The organism is Paenibacillus sp. N3/727, from assembly GCF_022637315.1.
In the GTDB taxonomy this organism is placed as follows: domain Bacteria; phylum Bacillota; class Bacilli; order Paenibacillales; family Paenibacillaceae; genus Paenibacillus_AQ; species Paenibacillus_AQ uliginis.
Genome location: NZ_CP093336.1, coordinates 1,231,621 through 1,251,690, shown reverse-complemented (window position 1 = coordinate 1,251,690; position 20,070 = coordinate 1,231,621). Strand labels below are relative to the sequence as shown.

The 20,070-nt window shown below is 53.3% G+C and carries 19 protein-coding genes and 1 riboswitch; all 19 genes read right to left on the bottom strand.

The features are described 5' to 3' along the window. Positions 1–91: 91 nt before the first annotated feature. Positions 92–766: a thiamine phosphate synthase gene (gene thiE / locus MNQ98_RS05585; RefSeq protein ID WP_241932297.1), complete on the bottom strand. Its 675-nt coding sequence runs from the start codon at positions 764–766 to the stop codon at positions 92–94. Then, positions 763–1,683 carry a bifunctional hydroxymethylpyrimidine kinase/phosphomethylpyrimidine kinase gene (gene thiD / locus MNQ98_RS05580; RefSeq protein WP_241932296.1) on the bottom strand — a complete coding sequence of 307 codons (921 nt, stop codon included), beginning with the start codon at positions 1,681–1,683 and terminating at the stop codon, positions 763–765. The genes thiE and thiD overlap by 4 nt, the downstream gene beginning before the upstream one ends. Next, entirely contained in the window at positions 1,680–2,522 is an 843-nt protein-coding gene (gene thiM / locus MNQ98_RS05575; RefSeq protein ID WP_277883729.1) for a hydroxyethylthiazole kinase, read from the bottom strand. Before thiM ends, thiD begins: the two co-directional genes overlap by 4 nt. Positions 2,523–2,583: 61 nt before the next feature. Continuing rightward, on the bottom strand, positions 2,584–3,249 hold the full coding sequence (gene tenA, locus MNQ98_RS05570; RefSeq protein WP_241932295.1) for a thiaminase II: 666 nt from the start codon (positions 3,247–3,249) through the stop codon (positions 2,584–2,586). A 141-nt stretch (positions 3,250–3,390) separates the two neighbouring features. Beyond that, positions 3,391–3,494: riboswitch (TPP riboswitch) on the bottom strand. Between the two features lie 65 nt (positions 3,495–3,559). Further along, positions 3,560–4,639, bottom strand: coding sequence for an LLM class flavin-dependent oxidoreductase (locus MNQ98_RS05565; RefSeq protein ID WP_241932294.1), 1,080 nt, complete (start codon positions 4,637–4,639; stop codon positions 3,560–3,562). An 89-nt stretch (positions 4,640–4,728) separates the two neighbouring features. Next, entirely contained in the window at positions 4,729–6,222 is a 1,494-nt protein-coding gene (locus MNQ98_RS05560) for a DHA2 family efflux MFS transporter permease subunit (protein ID WP_241932293.1), read from the bottom strand. Positions 6,223–6,259: 37 nt separating this feature from the next. Next, a complete protein-coding gene (locus MNQ98_RS05555; protein ID WP_241932292.1) occupies positions 6,260–8,332 on the bottom strand; it encodes an ABC transporter ATP-binding protein in 2,073 nt (690 codons plus the stop codon). Between the two features lie 10 nt (positions 8,333–8,342). Further along, positions 8,343–9,239, bottom strand: a complete 897-nt coding sequence (locus tag MNQ98_RS05550) for an ABC transporter permease (protein ID WP_241932291.1) — start codon at positions 9,237–9,239, stop codon at positions 8,343–8,345. Positions 9,240–9,258: 19 nt separating this feature from the next. Further along, positions 9,259–10,185 carry an ABC transporter permease gene (locus tag MNQ98_RS05545; RefSeq protein ID WP_241932290.1) on the bottom strand — a complete coding sequence of 309 codons (927 nt, stop codon included), beginning with the start codon at positions 10,183–10,185 and terminating at the stop codon, positions 9,259–9,261. A 21-nt stretch (positions 10,186–10,206) separates the two neighbouring features. Next, complete coding sequence (locus MNQ98_RS05540) at positions 10,207–11,859, bottom strand: ABC transporter substrate-binding protein (RefSeq protein ID WP_241932289.1); 1,653 nt, start codon at positions 11,857–11,859, stop codon at positions 10,207–10,209. A gap of 89 nt (positions 11,860–11,948) precedes the next feature. Next, positions 11,949–12,524, bottom strand: a complete 576-nt coding sequence (gene ssuE, locus MNQ98_RS05535) for an NADPH-dependent FMN reductase (protein WP_241933851.1) — start codon at positions 12,522–12,524, stop codon at positions 11,949–11,951. A 35-nt stretch (positions 12,525–12,559) separates the two neighbouring features. Beyond that, entirely contained in the window at positions 12,560–13,897 is a 1,338-nt protein-coding gene (locus MNQ98_RS05530; protein WP_241932288.1) for an LLM class flavin-dependent oxidoreductase, read from the bottom strand. Between the two features lie 36 nt (positions 13,898–13,933). After that, on the bottom strand, positions 13,934–14,401 hold the full coding sequence (locus MNQ98_RS05525) for a DinB family protein (RefSeq protein WP_241932287.1): 468 nt from the start codon (positions 14,399–14,401) through the stop codon (positions 13,934–13,936). After that, positions 14,398–15,531: an N-methyl-L-tryptophan oxidase gene (gene solA, locus MNQ98_RS05520; RefSeq protein WP_241932286.1), complete on the bottom strand. Its 1,134-nt coding sequence runs from the start codon at positions 15,529–15,531 to the stop codon at positions 14,398–14,400. Before solA ends, MNQ98_RS05525 begins: the two co-directional genes overlap by 4 nt. Before the next feature lie 44 nt (positions 15,532–15,575). After that, positions 15,576–16,751: a M20 peptidase aminoacylase family protein gene (locus MNQ98_RS05515; RefSeq protein WP_241932285.1), complete on the bottom strand. Its 1,176-nt coding sequence runs from the start codon at positions 16,749–16,751 to the stop codon at positions 15,576–15,578. Positions 16,752–16,796: 45 nt separating this feature from the next. Beyond that, a complete protein-coding gene (locus MNQ98_RS05510) occupies positions 16,797–17,813 on the bottom strand; it encodes an LLM class flavin-dependent oxidoreductase (protein ID WP_241932284.1) in 1,017 nt (338 codons plus the stop codon). 13 nt (positions 17,814–17,826) lie between these two features. After that, complete coding sequence (locus MNQ98_RS05505; protein WP_241932283.1) at positions 17,827–18,579, bottom strand: amino acid ABC transporter ATP-binding protein; 753 nt, start codon at positions 18,577–18,579, stop codon at positions 17,827–17,829. Continuing rightward, entirely contained in the window at positions 18,576–19,286 is a 711-nt protein-coding gene (locus tag MNQ98_RS05500) for an amino acid ABC transporter permease (protein ID WP_241932282.1), read from the bottom strand. The genes MNQ98_RS05505 and MNQ98_RS05500 overlap by 4 nt, the downstream gene beginning before the upstream one ends. Then, on the bottom strand, positions 19,283–20,068 hold the full coding sequence (locus tag MNQ98_RS05495) for an amino acid ABC transporter permease (RefSeq protein WP_241932281.1): 786 nt from the start codon (positions 20,066–20,068) through the stop codon (positions 19,283–19,285). The genes MNQ98_RS05500 and MNQ98_RS05495 overlap by 4 nt, the downstream gene beginning before the upstream one ends. Positions 20,069–20,070 lie beyond the last annotated feature (2 nt).

Genomic DNA, 20,070 nt, shown 5'->3' with positions numbered 1-20,070 from the left:
TGGAAAAAGCTCTTTTCAAGTTTCCAACTTATGATTCCTATGCTGTATTCTTTAGCTCGAATAAAGCGAGAATCTCAAAAATTCAAAGTCATCACCCCAACCTCACTACTGCCCGGTTCACTGTGGCCGCTATCCCCTCCACTACACTCCTAACCCGATCCGCCTGCGTTACCGCAGAAATCACCGCCACGCCATCCGCACCTGCGCGGATCACTTCCTCCGCACGTTCGGCGGTAATGCCGCCGATCCCAACGATAGGCAGTTCGATTCCAGCTCCACGCATCTCACGCAAAATCGCGGTACCTTGCGCTGCTTTGGCATCGTCTTTAGAGACAGTCGGGTAGATCGGCCCAACGCCGAGATAGTCCGCGCCGTGAAGGATCGCTCGGCGGGCTTCTTCCACCGTGTGGGCGGAAACACCGAGAATCCGGTTCCCGATCCGTTCTCGGACGGTTTCGGCGGATTCATCGTCTTGGCCGATATGTACGCCGTCGGCGTTCAGTTCCAGGGCCAGTTCAACATCGTCGTTCACAATGAACGGCACGCCAGCACGGCGGCACATGTCCTGCATTTGTCGGGCGAGTGTGAACATCGGCTCACTGGACAACGCGTTCGTCCCTTTCTCGCGGAACTGGAACATCGTGATACCACCGGCTAACGCCTCTGAGAGTACCCGCTCCGGCTCTACCCGGCAGTTCACACTGCCCATGACCAGATACATCCGAAGGTATTCGCGCATCATGGCGGGAGAAATTCTCTCCTTCATCGTAGCACCTCCTGACGACGGCGACCGTAGGCCCAATGATTTGTCGGGCCGTGACCCTCACCCAGATTTAGGCCGTCCTCGATAGCCGCCTGGATGAATGCTCTGGCATTCGCAATGGCAACTAGTGAAGGCATTCCCTTGGCTAGTCCTGCAGCAATCGCGGCGGAGAACGTACAGCCCGTGCCATGCGTATGGACGGTGTGCACCCGTTCGCCGGTCAGCTCTGTAAAGACCGATCCATCATAGATCAGGTCAACGACCTGCCCGCTCCCTTGGCGGTAATCGTCATTACGGCTAAATCCACTCTCACCGCTACCCGTGCTATTTCCACTAGTTCTACTCTCTCCGCTAAAGCTACCATCCTCGCCCCCATCATGCCCGCCCTTAATCACAACGATCTTCGGCCCAAGCTCACGGATACGCCTTGCGGCTTCCCGGCGATCCCCCATTGACCGGATGCTCATCCCAGACAATACTTCCGCTTCCGGAATATTTGGAGTAACGACCAGCGCCAAGGGCAACAAATCCTCCTTAAGCGCCTGCACCGCTTCTGTCCGCAACAGCTCGGCGCCTCCTTTGGCGATCATCACTGGATCGACAACAACTTTTTCCCAGCCAAACTTCCGGATTTGTTCTGCGACCATGCGAATAATATCTGCACTAAACAACATGCCTGTCTTCAAAGCATCCACCCCAAGGTCTGACCCTACGACCTCGATCTGCTCCGCCGACGCTTCCGGAGGCAATGGATATACCCCATGAACACCAAGTGTATTCTGTACCGTTATCGCAGTAATCGCCGACATGCCATATACGCCAAGCTCCTGAAACGTCTTAAGGTCCGCTTGGATTCCGGCTCCTCCGCCACTGTCCGAACCGGCAATCGTCAACGCTCTGGTAACGCGAATGCTCGTCATCGTCTGTCACCTGCAGCGGCTGCACCCAATTCGCGAATAGCTGAGCAGCCAGCTACCGAACCCGGGTGCAGCTTGGAGAGCTCATCCAGGAACGCGATCTGGAAGCTTCCGGGTCCGAGATCAGACGTACGATCCGCTGCCTGTGAGGCAGCCGCACTATAAAAAGCGAGGCCTACAGTACCTGCCAGCATCAGGTCCGGTTCAACCGCAGCGAAGGCGCCCAGCACCGAGGTCAGCAGACAGCCTGCTCCCGTAACCTTCGTTAGCAGCACATCTCCACCGCTTATGATCCGGACTAACGTTCCATCGGTAATGACATCCTCCTGTCCGGTGATGGCGACGATCGTGTTCAGCTCTCGCGCGGCACGAATCGCCAGGTCCACATTACCGCCATCCGCGCTGTCTCCAGCATCCACGCCTTTGATCTCTCGTTCCTCTCCCACAAGATGCGCGATTTCAGCTGCATTGCCCCGCACCAGTGAGATCTTGACCTCGCTGAGAATTCGCAGAGCCGACTCCGTCCGAAACGTTGTGGCTCCCGCGCCCACCGGGTCCAGCAGAACCGGGACGCCATGGGTATTCGCCGATTGCCCGGCAATAATCATCGCGTCCACCAATTCGCGAGACAGCGTTCCGATGTTCAGCACCAACGCGCCTGCGATCTTCGCCATGTCAGCGACTTCATCAGGCGAATAAGCCATCACCGGCGATGCGCCCAGCGCGTAAAGGCCGTTCGCCGTAAAATTGGTCACCACCACATTTGTCATATTATGTACGAGCGGTTTGTTTGTTCGCACCTTTTCAAGGAGAGTAGAAAGCTCTTGATCCAGCATACTCATATTGATCAGCCTCTCTTATCATTATGGAATCGCAAAAATATCACAAGTCAGCAGCCTACACCTACAATGGCCACTCCTCCTGCCGGTAAGCCATGTCCCAGAACATATACTCCAGCTGGCAGCTGAGCATGAAGTGTTCAGCCATACGCTCACGCTCGGCAGCCGTTGCTTCTTGCGCCCACGCATCCACACGATTACGGAAATTGGCTGCTGCATCCTCGGCCCGGTTCCCGTAAAAATATATCCACTCATAGAACGGATGGGTCTCATCCGGCTGAACCTCATCCAGCAGCTTCCGGCCGATCTCCAAATACGTCCAAGGACAAGGCAGCAGCACGGCCATGATCTCACCGAGACTGCCTTCATGCGCAACCGTCAACATGTGACGAATATAATGATGCGCGGACGGAGCGAGCGGATACCCTTGCATTTCTTCATAAGTTACCCCTGCAACAGCACAGAAATTTTGATGCGGATGCACCTCGCTGTGGAGAATAAAAGAAATCTGTTCATTAAAATCTGCAATCTCATCCCGTGTTCTACATTTGGAAATCGCGATCCCGTAAATCCGCATATAAGCATTCAAATACTCATAATCCTGTTTGATATAATGAATCAGCTGTTCCTTGGACAAATTCCCATCTGCGATACCTCTCACAAAGGGATGTTCATAAATCGCCTGAAAAATGCCGTCCGCCTTCTGACGGAGCTCTTGCGTAAAGCTCATCTTTCCCACCTCCAACATAATGAAGAGCAGGAAGTCCCGTAAGACAGCACCCTCGGAACAACACAAAAAAGCCGCCCCGAAAGCTGGAGCGGCTTCATCTATATGCCTATGAGTGTGAACGAACACATCGCATTTAAGACCTTATGACCGACTCCACTTTCCTACGCTAGTATGAACTAGATCAGGTTCAAAGGGTCCAAGATACACTCTTGTCTCAGCCGCTGACGGCTCCCCTAGTGGACTTCCTATTCTATTGAGTAATACTGTACAAAGGTTTACTAGATCTGTCAATTATCACTATATGAACAGACTAATATGGAGTTGCAATTTTACCCTTCTCGCCCTGAACCGACCCGCTCTCCCACACCGAACTCGGAATTTCCCGCTTCAGCACAGGTGCCACTTCCTCAGCAAACCGGTGGAGCTGCTCCTGCTGATCCGCCTCAGTAAGACCGTCAACGCTGATGCTCAGCACGGAATGTCCGAAGGCTTCGTGATAATTTAGGATTTTCTCGATCACCTGCTCCGGACTACCGATGAGTGCCGGACCGTTCTCCATATTATCCTCCAGGCTCTCAAACGGCGATTGGTTATGCTTAGCTGATTCCGTTGCACTGAAAGCATTATAGTACGGCTTGAACCGGCGTATAGCCTCTTCTGTTGTATTTCCCAGGTAGAGACTGCCCGAACCCGCTCCAACCACCGCTTTGGCTGGATCATGCCCGTAGTAAGCCAGGCGTTCACGATAGTGATCAATCAGTACTTTGTATTTAGCCTTGGGATGAAAGGAGTTCGATGAGAAAATAGGCTCCCCGAACTGGGCTGCCAGCTCCGTCGACAAGGTGCTTGACGCACTGCCGTGCCAGATCGGAATGGAGGATTGATAAGGCCTCGGGTAAGTCGTCACTTCATGAAGAGGCGGACGGTAGCGGCCTTCCCAGGTAACATTGTCCTCGGTCCACAATCGCTTCAGCAGCCTGTACCGCTCAGCCATGGATTCCCACTGCTCTTCCTCTGTAATGCCAAAGAGCGGGTAATGCCGCGGATCATTGCCCTTGCCGATAATCATGTCCAATCTTCCACCGGACAAATGATCAAGCGTCGCATAATCCTCTGCGACCCGGACTGGGTCTAGTACACTCAGCACCGTGACCGTGGTCAACAGACGGATACGGGATGTTCTCGCTGCAATCGCGGTTAGCACAACAGGGGGAGAAGAAGACAGGAATGGAGCACCGTGCCTTTCCCCTACACCGTAAGCGTCGAAGCCCAATTTTTCAGCGAGGATGGCCTGTTGGATGACATTTTGAAATTTTTGCTGCGGGGTCCAAGACTCCCCTGTTACGGCATTGGGGAGGTTCATCATTAAGCTGAACAAAGCCACCTTCATCTTTTCGCAGCCTCCTACTTAAAAGTTCATGTCCACTTACGTCAGGTGCTTAGCGATCATACCGTGAACAACCTCTATCTAAAATCACATTACATCGAATCACTGATCTTGGAGCTGCCGGAATCCACGGCACGCCCTCTTCTCCGGAGAAGAAGAGCTAGAGGAACTGCCAATGCCACTAGCGCGCTCGCGATAAGAAAAACATCATCGATGCTCCGTGTGTAGGCCGCCATATGCAGCCACTCCGGGCTTCGGTCGGAAGGGCCGGTAAGCAACCGGGATTCATGGACGTTCATCCGCGCATAGAACAGTGACGTAAACATGCCGAGTGAAATCGAGCTGAACACCTGCCGCAGCCAGTTAAGCAGCGCTGACGCATGGCCTGACTCCTGCTCCGTTACTGCTGCCATGGCAGCACTTGTTGCTGGGGAGAGCGCCAGCCCTGATCCGACATTGCGGATGCACATCCAGACCATGACGGAGATCAGCGTCGTTTCCACATGAAGCCTGCTGAAACGGAAGGTTGTGACCAACAGGATCAGGCTGCCCAACGCGATGAGAAGAGCCGCTCCCCAAGAGGCATACCACTTGCCCGACAGGAAGGTTGCGATGGTTAGGCACGCCGCTGCCGGAAGAAACAGCAGTCCGACCTGGAAGGGAGTCATTCCCTGGATTTCCTCCAGAAACAGCGGAATGAAATAGACACCAGAATAGAGAGCGAAGGTTAGAATTAGCGAGACAGTCAAGCTGATCGTAAAGGTAACATTGCGGAACAATCTCAGATTCAGAAGCGGCTCCCTGGTCTGCAGTTCAACCCGAACAAACAAGACCGCACACAGACCGCCAATGATCAAACACCCCCATGTTAAAAGCGATTGCATGCCCCACGCATGCATATTGCCAAAGAGCAGCAGCAGAGCCAGACTGCCCATCGTGGCCAGCACTAGGCCCGCTAAATCCAACCGTTTCCGAACCCGTGTAAATCCAGACGGAAGCAACAGCAGAGCGGCGATCCACGCAGCCACTCCTATCGGCACCGTCACCAGAAAGATCAGATGCCAGTCATGCTGCTGGAACCAGCCGCTCAGCGAAGGGCCGATGGCGGTACCAAGTACCGTCGAAAATGACCACACACTGACCGCTAGAGGCTGTCTTTCACGCGGCAGCGTCTGATAGATCATGGTGAGGGAAATTGGTTGAATCAGCCCACAGAACAAGCCTTGAACCATACGAAATCCAATGAGTGCATAGATGTTCCAGGACAACGCACACAGAATGGAACCGACCGTAATTCCCGCAAGTGACAGCAAAAACATGGATTTTCCTCCAAAGCGGTCACAGAGATATCCGCTCACCGGCGTGATCATGCCGCAAGCCAGTGAAAAGCCAGTAATGATCCACTGCACTGTGCGCAGCTCGGTATCGAATATACCAATGAACCCCGGGAGGGACACATTGAGTGAAACAACATGATACATGCCGACAAAAGAGCCGAGAAATAGCGTGATCAGAACAGGCCAGAAAGGAAGATCAGGCTGCCCGCTGCCTGTCTTAGTCGAAAGACAACCCGTATTTACTGACAAGTCATGACCTCCAGTTGGAGCGTTGCCGCTATTCTTCTCACAACGGATAGTGACAGGCTGCATAATGACCGCTGCCAAGAAGCCGTAGCTGCGGTTCCTCTTCACGGCACCGCGAGGTTGCGAACGGGCAGCGGGTATGAAAGCGACAGCCTGAAGGCGGATTCGCCGGAGACGGAATTTCTCCTTCAATGCCGCCTGTCGGCTGGTCCCCGCCAGGGGCCCTCTGTGGTATGGAATCAATCAGCGCCCGCGTATACGGATGGGCCGGCCTCAGAAACAGCGATTCGCTTGGCGCAATCTCCACCAGCTTCCCAAGATACATCACACCGATCCGGTCGGATATATGACGAACGACCTGCAATCCGTGAGCAATGAACAGATATGTAAGTCCGAGCTTCTGCTGCAAATCCTGCAACAGATTAATAATCTGCGCCTGAACCGACACATCCAGAGCAGATACGGCTTCATCCGCGAGGATAAACTGTGGATTCAGTGCAATGGCTCTGGCAATTCCGATGCGCTGCCGCTGGCCGCCGGAGAATTCGTGAGGATACCGCTCCGCCCATGAAGGATCGAGCCCGACTAATCCAAGCAGCTCATGGACACGCTCTTGCACATCGGATGCAGACAGCTGATGGTGAACCTTGAGCGGCTCCGCAATGCTATCCCCGATCTTCCAGCGGGGATCAAGCGATCCGTAGGGATCCTGGAATATCGTCTGCATATGACGGCGTACCCAGCGCAGATCTCTTCCCCCCAGCTTCGTCAGATCCTCTCCTTCGAACAGAACCCTGCCTTCCGTTGCCCGCTCCATCTGCAGCAGAATTCTCCCAAGGGTCGATTTCCCGCTGCCGGATTCACCGACAAGCCCAAAGGTTTCTCTCCTCCGGATGGAGAAGGTCACATCGTCCACAGCCCGGATCAACTTCTTTCCTCCGAAGCCTCCCCTTTGCACGGGATAGTATTTTCGCAGATTCTCTACGGTAAACAATACTTCCTGATCTCCTCCTAGTTGCTGATTCAGGACATTCAGGACATCCGCGCTGCTGGGGCTCTCAACCGATGACGTTTCCCCGAGAACAGCTTCCGAAGCAGCTTCAGAAGCAGCCTCAGTTGCTACGAGCCAGCTCCCCTGCTGCATCAACTCCGCCGAATGCCAGCAGGCCGTTCTCCGGCCCTCATCTCCCGACAGGGGCGGTGCCTCCTGCGAGCAGCGCTCTGTAGCAAAGGGGCAACGAGGATGAAAACGGCAGCCATCCGGCAGCTCAGCAAGATTCGGAATCGAGCCTTCGATAGAATGAAGTTTGGTGCCGCGAACCGTATCCAGCGTTGCTACGGAACGAAGCAACCCCCGCGTATACGGGTGGTGGGGAAGAACAAACAGCTCTGCCGCAGGCGATTCTTCAACAATACCCCCGGCATACATCACCACGATCCGGTCCGCAATATCTGCAGCAATGCCCAGATCATGCGTGATTAACAGAATCGACATCCCGAATTCACTCTGCAAATCCTTAAGAAGACGTAAGATCTGGGCCTGTATAGTAACATCCAGCGCCGTCGTCGGTTCATCCGCAATCAGGAGATCCGGTCCACAGGACAGCGCCATGGCAATCATCGCTCTTTGAAGCATCCCGCCAGACAATTCTCCCGGATACTGATTCAGCCGCAGCTCCGGTTCGGGAATGCCAACCCGTGCCAGCAGTGTGATCGCACGTTCCTTAGCTTCTCGCTTGGATACCCGCTCATGCTGGAGAATGGTCTCCTGAATCTGCTGCCCGATGGTAAAGACCGGATCGAAGGCGGCCATGGGCTCCTGAAATACCATCGCCATTTTCTTCCCCCGATACCGGCGCAATTCAGCTTCGGACAAACTTACAAGATCAGTCCCGCCCAGCGTCAGGCTCCCTCCTGTGATCTGACCGTTCTCATGATCAATCAAGCGCATAATGGCTTTGGACATCACCGTCTTGCCGCTCCCGGATTCACCGACTAGGCATACCGTCTCTCCTGCCCCAATCGTAAGCGTCACGTCCCGGATCGCATTAAGCGTCCCCCTCTGGGTCCTGAAATCAACGGACAGCTGCTGAATATCCAGTAAAGTGCTCATACACGTCCTCCTATCGCTGCGTGATTTTCTTCGGATCGAGATGGTCTCTTAAACGATCGCCAATGATATTGACGGACAGAACAAACACCGTAATGGCGAGTCCGGGAAAGGAACAAATCCACCATGCGACGGTCAAATATCCCCTACCTTGGGACAACAGAGTTCCCCAGTCCGGAACTTCACGAAGTACGCCAAGACCAAGAAAGCTCAGCCCCGACCCAGTCAGAATGGAAGTCCCAATGCCAATGGTCGCCATAACAAGCAGGGGAGACAGACTGTTCGGCAGTACATGCTTCCAAAAAATACGCAGCGGCGAGGCGCCAATGGAGCCAGCGGCTTTCACAAACGTCCGGTTCTTGATGCTCATAATCTGGGCTCTCATCACACGGGCATAACCCGGTATGGCTGAGACAGCCACCGCCAGTACAATATTGAACAGACTCGGACCGAGAGCCCCGGCAATCGCCAGTGCCAGCAATATGCCTGGGATGGTCATCAGAATGTCATTCAGCCGCATAATGACCATATCCACCCAGCCTCCCGCATACCCGGATAGCGCTCCGACCGTTCCACCGATCAGAACGCCCACGATGACAGAAGCAAAGCCGATAAAGAGGGAATCCCGGCTGCCATGAACGACCACACTGAATATATCCCTGCCGAAATAATCGGTTCCGAATACATGCGCCGCGCTTGGCGCCTGCATAATGCGGTCTGTCAGCATATCCGTCGGGGCATATGGTGCAATCCATTGCGGTACGATGGCACAGGTTGCGATGAACAGTACGACCAAACCCGCAGCATACAGAAACCAATCGCTCACCGTAAAGCGGCCGGTCCTGCGTATGACTGGGAAAACCAACCTTCGTTCACGCCAAACCGTTTTGGCGGATACCGCCTCTCTCATAAATGCTCCCCCCTATGATCTAAGCTGAGCGTCTGACACGCGGATCAATAAACGTATAGGAAATATCCACGAGCAGGTTAACGATGACATAAATGATGGCTGAAAATAAAATAACACCTTGGACGACTGGCAGATCCTTGGCCATGATGGCGTCCGCAATAATCCTTCCAATCCCCTGCCGGGAAAATACGGTCTCAATTACAACCGTGCCTGCCAGCATCTCGCCAATCAGCATTCCGATCATGGTCACTGCGGGAATCAGCGCATTGCGGAGCGCGTGCCGATACATCACCGCCCGCTCCGCCAGACCTTTGGAACGCAGGGTAACCATGAACTGCTCGCTGATCACATCCAGCATGCTATTGCGGACCATTCGAACGATGAAGCCAGCTCCGACGGTTCCCAGTGCAAGAGCCGGCAGCACCAGCGTCTTCCAGCCATCTGATCCCATCGCCGGGAACCAGCCCAGCGTAATGGAGAAGATCAGGATCAGCAGAATGCCCGACCAGAAGGTTGGCATCGATATCCCGAATAAACCTACGATCCGGGCAATGATATCAATCGCCTTGTTCCGGTAAATGGCTGATAGTACCCCAAGCAGGATACCAACGATAACAGAGACCAGCGAGCTTGCCGCAGTCAGAGCAAGAGTTGCTGGGAAATTCTCCACAATCTTGGGCAGCACCGGATCTGAGTTAATGAGGGATGTACCGAAATCTCCTTGAAGAATACTGCCGAAGTAACGAAGGAACTGAATATGAAAGGGTTGGTCCACCCCGAGCTCGTGCCGCAGATTCGCGATCACTTCCGGTGTCGCCATCGATGGATCCACCATGTTATCCGTCGGATCTCCCGGAAGCACATATAGAATGGAGAACACCAGTACGAGCGAACCGAAAATGACGAGTAAAGAGGTCAACAGCCGCTCTGTCACCGTCCTAGCCATGCCGTTCAGGCCCCCTTTTTCCTATTTTTGTAGAGATACATCATTGAATAATGGGTGGCCCAGAGTGTCGAACAGTAAGCCCTGAACCGAATTCGAAGCCGCAACGGTATATGGAAATACATAGATTGGGAGAATGATGACATTGTCAATGACGTAGTTCTGAACCTTCTTATACAACTCCTCACGCTTGATGTCGTCCTTCTCGACCCGACCCTGTTCAAGCCATTTGTCGACATCCGGATTGTTCAGCCTCGACAGGCTTGCCTGCCCTTTCGGATCATAGGAGTGGTAGAACGAATAGAGCGCATTTGGGTCCGAGTTCACCTGGCTGTTGCCATACAAATCATAGTTTCCGTTGGTATATACCACCGTGCGGATATCCTTCGTAATCTCAACTTCGACGGCTACGCCAATCTGCTTCAACTGCTGCTGAATCATCACCGCAATATCATTGCGCTTCTCCCGGTTCGGGGTGCCATCTACATAGTGAAGAGTCAGCTTCTTACCATCCTTCGCCCGGATCCCATCTTCACCCTTCACCCATCCCAGCTCATCCAGTAGCTGATTGGCCTTCGCAATATCAGGTTTGATCGAATTCTCAAGCGACGGATCGTAGCCGAAGGTTCCCGGTGTTAGCGGAGACCATGACCGCTCATATGTGCCCAGATATAACGTCTTGACGATCGTATCCACATCCACAGCAAGCTGTACGGCCTGCCGGGCTTTCAATTCATTCCATGGTTCACGGTCCTGATTAAAAAAGAGCGTGTACGGCAAACCAACGGTATTCGCCTGAAGCAGCTGGAAATTCGGATCCTTCTCCAGCGTCAAAATATTCTGCGGCGGTACCGTCTCTGCTGCCAGCACCTGCTTGCTCTGAACGCTTCCGATCCGGGTAGCTTCCTCCGGCACGATTCTGAAATCAATTCCATCCAAATAAGATGCTCCCTGGTTAGTCACAAGCTCCGGTGCCCACTTGTAGTCCGGATTGCGTTCAACCTGGATACCTGCGTTCTCCTCCCATTTCACGAACTTGAACGGACCTGTACCAACTGGATGCTGTCCCAGCTGATCACCGTATTTCTTGGCTGCTGTTGGGGACACAATACCAAGCAGCGCTTGGCTCAGATTACCGAGAAAAGCTCTGGAAGGCGTTGATAGATTTAGCTTGACCGTATATTCGTTAATCACCTCTGAAGACTGATAAGGCTGAAGCAATGCCGCCGCATTGGACGCTTTCGTAGCCGGATCAAGAATCCGGTCAAAGTTAAATTTGACCGCTTCCGCATTAAACGGGGTGCCGTCCTGGAACTTCACATCCTCCCGCAGCTTGAATGTATAGCTTAGGCCATCCTCCGAGATCTCCCACTCCGTCGCCAGCCATGGCTTGATCGTATGATCCGGCAGCTGAACCACAAGACTGTCATGAATCGTACGGATTACGCGAACAGATACGGCTAGCCCGCTGCGATGCGGATCCAGTGTGTCAGGCGAAGTCGCAAGTGCGAAGGTGAGTTCCCCGCCCTGAGCAGACGCTCCTCGTACGGCAAGCGTTCCGGCAGCAGCTGTACTCCCCGATGAGGCTTGCTGCCCTCCACAAGCGGACAACAGCAGAATGAAACCCAGAGCAGCAGCAGCGACCAACTTTGTTCGTTTTCCAGTATGGTATCTCATATCCAAACAGACTCCCTTCAAGTCGATTTAAACATTTTTCCAATAAACATAGTCGGAATTAAGTTATAGAGAAGGTGTGGAACCAGGCGTCAGACAGCCTGCCATCCCTGCTGGTTAACCGGCTCTCGAGGTACATAGCGGGCAAGCTCTGTTCTCAGCTCGTTCAAAGCATCATCCAAGCGTTCTCTCAGCTGCTCCGTAATCTCGTAACCGCCATTCTCAAGCCGGCTGATCCACTGATCTACAGCGTACACGCCGCCAAGAATGTTGGTTCCTCCCAGTGCAGCTACCACTGGCTTCAGCCCATAATCAACGGCAAGCAAATGCGCAATCGAACCTCCGATGAACAGAGGGAGCACCACTTTGCCCTGTAGCCCTTTTTGAGGTATTAAGTCCAGAATCGTCTTCAACGCCCCCGAATAAGAAGCTTTATAAACTGGGCTGGCGATAATGACGGCATCCGCCTTTTCAACAGCTGCAATGACCTGCTTGATATCTGGACTATTGAAATCGGCTCTAAGCAAGTCCTCTGCCGGGAGATCCGCTGCGGATATGAAATCAATCGTGTAGCCGGCAAGATCCAGACGATCCTCTAAGTACTGCGTCAATCCGAACAATCGGGACCCACGAGTTGGGCTTCCTACAATAAAAGCGATTCTTGTCATCATAATCCTCCTTATTCGTGAAAGTCATCATCCGCTTAGGAACGAGCGGCAACCACCTTTTCTTGGACATAGCGGTTCTCGGGCACGGGTAATCCGAGATTGCCGCGCAGCGTGTCACTTTCATACTCGGTTCTGTAAATGCCTCTCTCCTGCAAAATCGGCACGACCTGATCGATAAAATCCTCCAGCCCGTTTGGAACAGCGGCAGAAATCATAAAGCCGTCGGCTGCTCCTGCTTCGAACCATGCCTGAACTTTATCAGCAACCTGTTCGGGCGTACCTATGAAGCTGCTGCGCGGTGTAGCCGATTGAAGTGCCACCTGTCTAAGTGTCAGCCCTTTTTCTTTGGCATCCTTTTTAATTTTATCGGTACCGCTTTGGAAGCTGTTCTTGCCCAGATCCCCAAGTTCAGGGAAAGGCTCATCTAGCGGATATTGGGAGAAGTCATGATGCTCGAAAAATCTGCCCAGATAATTCAGAGCATTCTCGATAGTCACAAGCTTGGCGACCTCCTGATACTTGCGCTCGGCCTCCTCCGGAGTGCTGCCGATAATCGGCCCGATTCCCGGAAAGATCAGCACATCGTCAGGATTTCGTCCGAACGCAGAAGCGCGGGACTTCACATCCTGATAGAACGCCACTGCGTCCTCCACATTCTCATGGCCTGTAAATATGGCATCGGCTTCTTTCGAAGCGTAATTTTTGCCGACCTCTGACGCGCCCGCCTGGAATATCACCGGCTGCCCCTGCTTGGAACTGGCGATATTCAGTGGCCCTTTCACCGAGAAAAACTCTCCTTCGTGGTTCAGCGTATGCATTTTCTCCGGATTGAAGAATACACCGGTTTCCTTATTCCGTACGAAAGCGTCGTCCTCCCACGAATCCCACAGACCGCGGGTGACCTCGAGATATTCGGTTGCGATTCGGTATCGTGTGTCATGCTCCGGATGCTCCTTCTTGCTGTAATTCAGGGCCGAGCCCTCCAGCGGAGACGTTACAACGTTCCATCCTGCACGGCCACCGCTGATCATATCCAGGGATCCGAACTGGCGGGCTACGGTGAAAGGCTCACTGTAGGAAGTAGATAACGTGCCGACAAGGCCAATATTTGTGCTAACGGATGCCAGTGCACTCAAAATGGTGATCGGCTCAAAGCGGTTCAGAAAGTGAGGAATCGACTTTTCATTAATATACAGACCATCTGCGATAAAGATCAGATCAAACTTGCCCTCTTCCGCTTTCTGAACCCATTGCTTATACAATTCAAAATTAACGCTTGCGTCAGGCTGCGCATCCGGATGCCGCCACATCGATGTTCCTCCTCCTACACCATGCAGGAGTGCCCCCAATTTCAATTGTCTTTGCTTAGCCATATTCCATTCCTCCTTGTCTATGATCGCTGCCTTTCCTCACACTGGAGCGGCAGCTTGTTTAATACGTTCGATTTGACCCAGATGATTCTGGACGTGACGGGTGAATCCGCCGATAATATCCGAGACATTTACGGTAGCACCTTTAAAATTAATGCCGGTTTTCGCAAAATCGGCAGCGCTCAAACGCCGAAGCAGCAGGCTGTTGTAATGCAGCAGTGCATGGAACGCATCCAGAATATCAGGCGTGCCTCCTTCATTGGCGTATTGACCGTTGACCCAGGCGTCCTGATTAAATCCCGGCAGCTGAACCGTAGTACCGGCAAGAATATCCCGAATCCGGAAAGAAATCACGATGCTGTGATCCACCAGATGCGACAACACCTCCTGCACGCTCCATACCTCTGGCGCCAGCTTCCATTTCAACTGCTCCTCGCTCAGACCATCGACAGCCGCTTGCAGCTGTTCATGTGTATTTATAAAGGCTTCGATATTGACGTCACTCATTCGATCTCCCCCAATGCAAAACTAGATTCAGGTTGGACTTGCTGATCAAAGCGGGCCAGCGAAAAAGGCTGGATCGGATATCTGGTTTGCCCGTCAACGACGAGCTCTGACAACAGCTTCCCTACCACGCTAGAGAACTTAAAGCCATGCCCCGAGAATCCACCCGCAACCAGAACATGCGGATGCTCCGGGTGCCTGTCGATAATAAAATCCTCGTCCGGCGAAATTTCATATTTGCAGACGGCGCCCCGCTTCAGCTTGCCCGCCGCTCCCGGCATGTAAGCTTCGAGCACTTGCCGTAAATCGGCTTCATCTTCGGCACAGCTGCCGAACGGGGACAGCGGTTCACCCGGGAACCAGTCTGTACCGGTGTCATGCCGGCCAATTTTGAGCCCGGCTCCGCCGATGCTTGGGAACCCGTAATAACCGCCTTCCCGGGTGTTCAACGTGAATCCCGGAAACCGGCCGGTATCAAAGGTAGGGGAGCTCGTTTCAAACCATCCCACGACTTTACGGACCGCACGGATCGGAAGATTCACAAACGGGGAAAGAGCACTGAACCAGGCCCCTGCGCTCAGGATGGCCGCACCTGCGTGATATTCACCGTCCTTCGTATAGACCGTGACACTGCCCTCATGTGCCTTGATCTTCCGCACCTTGGCATAGGTCAGCAGCTCTGCCCCTTCGGCCAGTGCCAGCTTACGGTAGGCTTCGACGCACTTCTCACTGTAAAGATAACCGGCAGCAGGCTCATACATCGCTTCGAAGGAATCTGGAATATGCAGTTCCGGCCAGCGCCTGCGAATCTCTGCGGCATCCAGCCATTCGGGATGAACCCCCTGTTCCTTCGCTAGAGCAACACGATTCTTTAAGGAATACAGGCTGCTGTCGACCATATTCAGGACACCGGACTGCACAAGCAGCTTCGTCTTGGACAAGTCCTCCACTTCGTTCCACAGCAGATGCGCGCAGACTGCCATCTCCGTATATACGGGATCGCCGCTATAGGCATGGCGGATAAGTCTAGGCTCACCATGATGGCTGCCCTCGTGGTGCGGGGGATCAAAGGCGTCAATCAGCAGCGTCCGCACTCCACGCTCGGCCAAATAATATCCGGTGCTCATCCCCATTGAGCCTGCTCCAACAACGATGACGTCATAGGTTTTTACGGCGGCTATAGTGACACCTCCCTGCCTGTGCGGTAATGCTCCAGCGCACGTACAGCCAGATTCGTGAAGAACCCTATGCTGACCGGGAGTGCTTTCTCATCCAGGTCGAAAGCCGGATGATGCCACTCCTGCGGACCCGCAGTCCCCATGAAGACGAATAGTCCGGGAATTTCACGCTGGTATACGGCAAAATCCTCTCCAGCCGGCGAGGGAACCGGCGTGATCGCTTCAAAGCCGACGTCGGCTGCTGCAGCAAACCCTAGTTCTGCCAGCGCAGGGTCGTTATTCACCGGCGGTGGTCCCTCGATCCAGCGGACGGAGGCCGTTGTCCCGAATGCTGCTGCTACGCCCTCCACCACCTGACTGAAGCGTCCAAGCACCTGCAGCCGCACTTCATCATCGAATGTGCGAATCGTTCCTTCAAACAGCGCTTTATCCGGAATAACGTTCCACGCCGTTCCGCTGTGCAGCTTGGTCACGCTGATTACAGCACTCTTCAGGGGGCTCACATTCCGGCTGACAACCGATTGGAGAGCCGTAATGATATGTGATGCCGTTACAATCGGGTCAAGGCCTGCTTCCGGAACAGCTGCATGGGATCCCTTCCCTGCCACCTCAACGACAAAGCCGTCTGCGGCAGCCATCAGAGGGCCTTCTTTAATGCCAATTATCCCGACGGGAAGATCCGGCTTGTTATGCATGCCGAATATGGCCTGTACGCCGTCAAGCGCCCCGCTATCAATAACCTGCTTTGCACCCTTTGCCTTTTCTTCAGCCGGCTGGAAGATCAGCCTGACCGTTCCTTTCAATTGACTCTCCTGCTCCTTCAAGGCATAAGCCGTTCCAATCAGGGCAGCCGTATGAAAATCATGCCCGCAGGCATGCATCTTGCCAGAGATCGTAGATGCAAATGAGAGTCCGGTCTCTTCCTGAACAGGCAGCGCGTCAATATCCGCACGCAGGGCAATGACAGGCCCCTCCTGAATCCCTCCAACCTCGGCGATCACTCCTGTGGCAAGCGGATAATCCAGAACCCGGACCCCTGCCTCCCCCAGCCAGTCCCGGATCCGGCGCGTCGTTTCGAATTCCTCATTCGACAGCTCCGGATACCGGTGCAGATGGCGCCGGATTTCAATAAATCGGTCGATATCTATTCCTGTAGAACATGTATGGCTTGGCATTTGTCAGACCTCCTAGAAATAATCCTCCGGATTTGAGGGAAAGGGCTACGCCTCAGCCGGCACTTCAACCAGAGCTTCGCTCAGCAGCTCGAATGACCGGATCCGCTTATCAAAGGGCTGAATATTGCTGGTGATAACGAACTCGTCAACACCCGATGCCTGATGAAGCTTAAGCAGCTTCTTACGGACCGATTCTTTGGTCCCTTTTGTAATGAAAGGCTCCTGTTCCTCTATCGTATAAGACTCACCCGCCTGACGACCGAATTCTTCCGCTTGTTCCCTTGTACTCAGCGTCAGCGTCCTACCGTTCTCAAGATGAATCTTCACCAGCTTATGTGGACCTACGAGCTCGACCGCTTCCTCCTCCGTCTCGGCTACAATTACAGAAAGCGCCACAATGATCTGCGGCTCCGTGCCATGGGAGCGGTCAAAGTTGCTCCGATAGGTCCGGATCGCCTCCAACGCAGCGGATTCATCTCCGTTAATAAATAGGGAGAACACATATGGCAAGCCGAGTCCGGCTGCAATCTCTGCACTGCCTGTGCTTGCCCCCAGCACATACAGCTCGGGAGCCGTCTCCGGCAGGGGTGCAGCACGCAATCCTGAGAGCGGATGGTCCTCCTCCAGACGGTTATGGACGAGCCTGCCAAGCTCTACGATTTTATCCGTCAAGGAGGCATGGTCCTGTACTCCCTGCTGCAGCGCCTGCGTGCTTCGTGGCAAGCCACCGGGTGCGCGGCCAATGCCCAGATCCACACGCCCTGGAGCGAGAGAAGCCAGCACATTGAAATTTTCCGCCACCTTATAGGGACTGTAATGCTGGAGCATGACGCCCCCTGATCCGACGCGGATGGTCTTTGTCTTGGCCAGCAGATAGGAGATCAGAACCTCCGGCGAGGAACCCGCCACATGGTCTGAATCATGATGCTCCGACACCCAGAAACGCCGGAATCCGAGCTCCTCTGATTTTTGGGCAAGCAAAACGGTGTGTGCGAACGCCTCCGAAGCCGTCTCCCCGGGATAAATTGGACTTTGATCAAGCACGCTTATCGTTATACCCATACCTAATGGCCTCCTAAATGCTATAGTTAAACTCAGGCGTAATCCGCTTCAGGAACTGTCTCGTCCGTTCTTCTCGGGGATGATTGAACAGCTCTACTGGAGTCCCTTCCTCTACAATAACGCCCCCGTCCATAAATACGACATGGTTTGCCACATCCCGTGCAAAGGCCATCTCATGTGTCACAACGATCATCGTAATGCCTTCTTTGGCGATTTTGCGGATAACCGCCAGTACCTCTCCCACAAGCTCTGGGTCCAGAGCCGATGTCGGTTCATCGAACAGAATCACATCCGGTTCCAATGCCAGTGCCCGGGCAATACCAACCCGCTGCTGCTGTCCTCCCGAGAGCTGGCTCGGATAGGCATCCAGCTTTGCTGCAAGACCTACCTTTTCGAGCAGCGCAATGCTTTTCTCTCTTGCTTCTTCCTTCGGTATTTTCTTCACAATAACCAGGCCTTCCATCACATTCTCCAGAGCGGTCTTGTGTTTGAACAGATTGTATTGTTGAAACACCATGGCCGACTTCTGACGGAGTGCATGGATATCTCTCTTCGTTGCATGCTTGCAGCTGAGCTTATAATCCCCGATCGTAATCTCACCGTCGCTTGGCTTCTCCAGATAATTCACACAGCGCAGAAGAGTGGTTTTGCCGGACCCGCTCGGTCCAAGTATGACAACGACTTCCCCTTTGTTCACCGTCAGATCAATCGATTTCAACACCTGATTCCGGCCGAAGGACTTCGAAATATTCGTCAGCTTAATCATGCAACCCCACCCCGATTGTACAGATTGATTCGTTTCTCAAGCAGCGCCGTCAGCCTTTCGATTAGGAGCGTTAGTCCCCAGAAAATAGCTGCAGCCGCCAAGTAGGACTCGAAAAACTTCCAGTTGGTCGACGCAACGATCTGCGCCTTAGCGTTAATATCTACGACGGATACGGTAAAAGCCAGTGTGGAGCCATGAAGCATACCGATAACCGAATTGGACAGATTAGGCAAGCTGACAGCCAGTGCCTGAGGTAATACGATCCTGCGCAGCGCCTGCGCCGTCGTCATGCCGACCGAATATGCGGCCTCCAGTTGACCACGGTTTACCGCAAGGAGACCTGAGCGGATCACTTCTGACATATAAGCCCCCGCTGTAATCGAGAACGAAATGAATGCAAAGCCAATCATCGGAATGGAGGACGATTTAAAGCTCCAGCCAAACTGGGCGGATACCATATCCAGCAGAATCGGTAAACCGAAGTAGATCAGCAGCAGATGCGTAAGCATTGGGGTACCACGGATAAAGGTTACATAGGCGGTGGCGATCTGGCTTAGCACCGGAACTCTATAGATCCGGACAAATGCTGCAATCAGCCCGATGATAAATCCGGCCGTGACAGACACGGCGGTAATCAGCAGTGTTGTCGGAATTGCAGACATCAAGCTCACAAAAGCCGTCCAAATGAATGAGGGGTCAATTTTCACAGCTCTGCACCTCCTTTTTTAGGTCCCATACCTGCAATCATGCGACGGTAGGAGAGTTTCTTATGGATCCAGAATCTCCTTCTCACTGGTGTGTCCTGAAGCTCATGTCTCATTAACCGTTTCTCCGCAAGCAGCAGCGATTTCTCAAGTGTGAAGCTGATGATCAGGTAGATGATGGCTAAGGCGAGATAAGCTTCGATAAAATGCTGGGTTATTGAGCCAAGAGTCTGTGCTTTTCCCGTCATTTCCATGAGTCCGAGTGTAAAAGCCAGCGAAGTGTCCTTCAGCAGAGCAATAACCATGTTCGAAAACACCGGGACCGCGATGACAAGGGCTTGAGGGAGGACAATCCGGGCAAACGCCTGATGCCCCTTCATTCCCATCGCATACGCGGCTTCCACCTGACCTCTGTCCACGGCAGTAACCGAAGCACGGATCATCTCTGACATAAAGGCTCCAGTATGCAGCCCATAGGTCAGGATGACGAATACCAGCACGGGTGCACGGGACATGTCAATATGAACCAGCTTTAAAATCTCTGGGAGCCCGTAATAAAATAAAAACAGTTGAATCAGGATCGGTGTTCCTCTGAAGAACGAAATGTACACTTTGGAGAACGTATTCAGCACCGGTATTAGGTATAGACGGGGAAGGGCGATAAGAAATCCGACGATCATTCCCATCAGCAGCGAGCCTGCCACAATCAGTAGAGTAACACCCAGTGTTGACAGTAGCTTGGGGAGAAAACTAAGCATAAAAGAGAAATCGAATGGTGCACCCATAA

Coding starts and splice junctions, on each gene's coding strand:
- thiE (WP_241932297.1), bottom strand. CDS start 766: ATGAAGGAGAGAATTTCTCCCGCCATGATGCGCGAATACCTTCGGATG.
- thiD (WP_241932296.1), bottom strand. CDS start 1,683: ATGACGAGCATTCGCGTTACCAGAGCGTTGACGATTGCCGGTTCGGAC.
- thiM (WP_277883729.1), bottom strand. CDS start 2,522: ATGAGTATGCTGGATCAAGAGCTTTCTACTCTCCTTGAAAAGGTGCGA.
- tenA (WP_241932295.1), bottom strand. CDS start 3,249: ATGAGCTTTACGCAAGAGCTCCGTCAGAAGGCGGACGGCATTTTTCAG.
- MNQ98_RS05565 (WP_241932294.1), bottom strand. CDS start 4,639: ATGAAGGTGGCTTTGTTCAGCTTAATGATGAACCTCCCCAATGCCGTA.
- MNQ98_RS05555 (WP_241932292.1), bottom strand. CDS start 8,332: ATGAGCACTTTACTGGATATTCAGCAGCTGTCCGTTGATTTCAGGACC.
- MNQ98_RS05550 (WP_241932291.1), bottom strand. CDS start 9,239: ATGAGAGAGGCGGTATCCGCCAAAACGGTTTGGCGTGAACGAAGGTTG.
- MNQ98_RS05545 (WP_241932290.1), bottom strand. CDS start 10,185: ATGGCTAGGACGGTGACAGAGCGGCTGTTGACCTCTTTACTCGTCATT.
- MNQ98_RS05540 (WP_241932289.1), bottom strand. CDS start 11,859: ATGAGATACCATACTGGAAAACGAACAAAGTTGGTCGCTGCTGCTGCT.
- ssuE (WP_241933851.1), bottom strand. CDS start 12,524: ATGACAAGAATCGCTTTTATTGTAGGAAGCCCAACTCGTGGGTCCCGA.
- MNQ98_RS05530 (WP_241932288.1), bottom strand. CDS start 13,897: ATGGCTAAGCAAAGACAATTGAAATTGGGGGCACTCCTGCATGGTGTA.
- MNQ98_RS05525 (WP_241932287.1), bottom strand. CDS start 14,401: ATGAGTGACGTCAATATCGAAGCCTTTATAAATACACATGAACAGCTG.
- solA (WP_241932286.1), bottom strand. CDS start 15,531: ATGGGGATGAGCACCGGATATTATTTGGCCGAGCGTGGAGTGCGGACG.
- MNQ98_RS05515 (WP_241932285.1), bottom strand. CDS start 16,751: ATGCCAAGCCATACATGTTCTACAGGAATAGATATCGACCGATTTATT.
- MNQ98_RS05510 (WP_241932284.1), bottom strand. CDS start 17,813: ATGGGTATAACGATAAGCGTGCTTGATCAAAGTCCAATTTATCCCGGG.
- MNQ98_RS05505 (WP_241932283.1), bottom strand. CDS start 18,579: ATGATTAAGCTGACGAATATTTCGAAGTCCTTCGGCCGGAATCAGGTG.
- MNQ98_RS05495 (WP_241932281.1), bottom strand. CDS start 20,068: ATGGGTGCACCATTCGATTTCTCTTTTATGCTTAGTTTTCTCCCCAAG.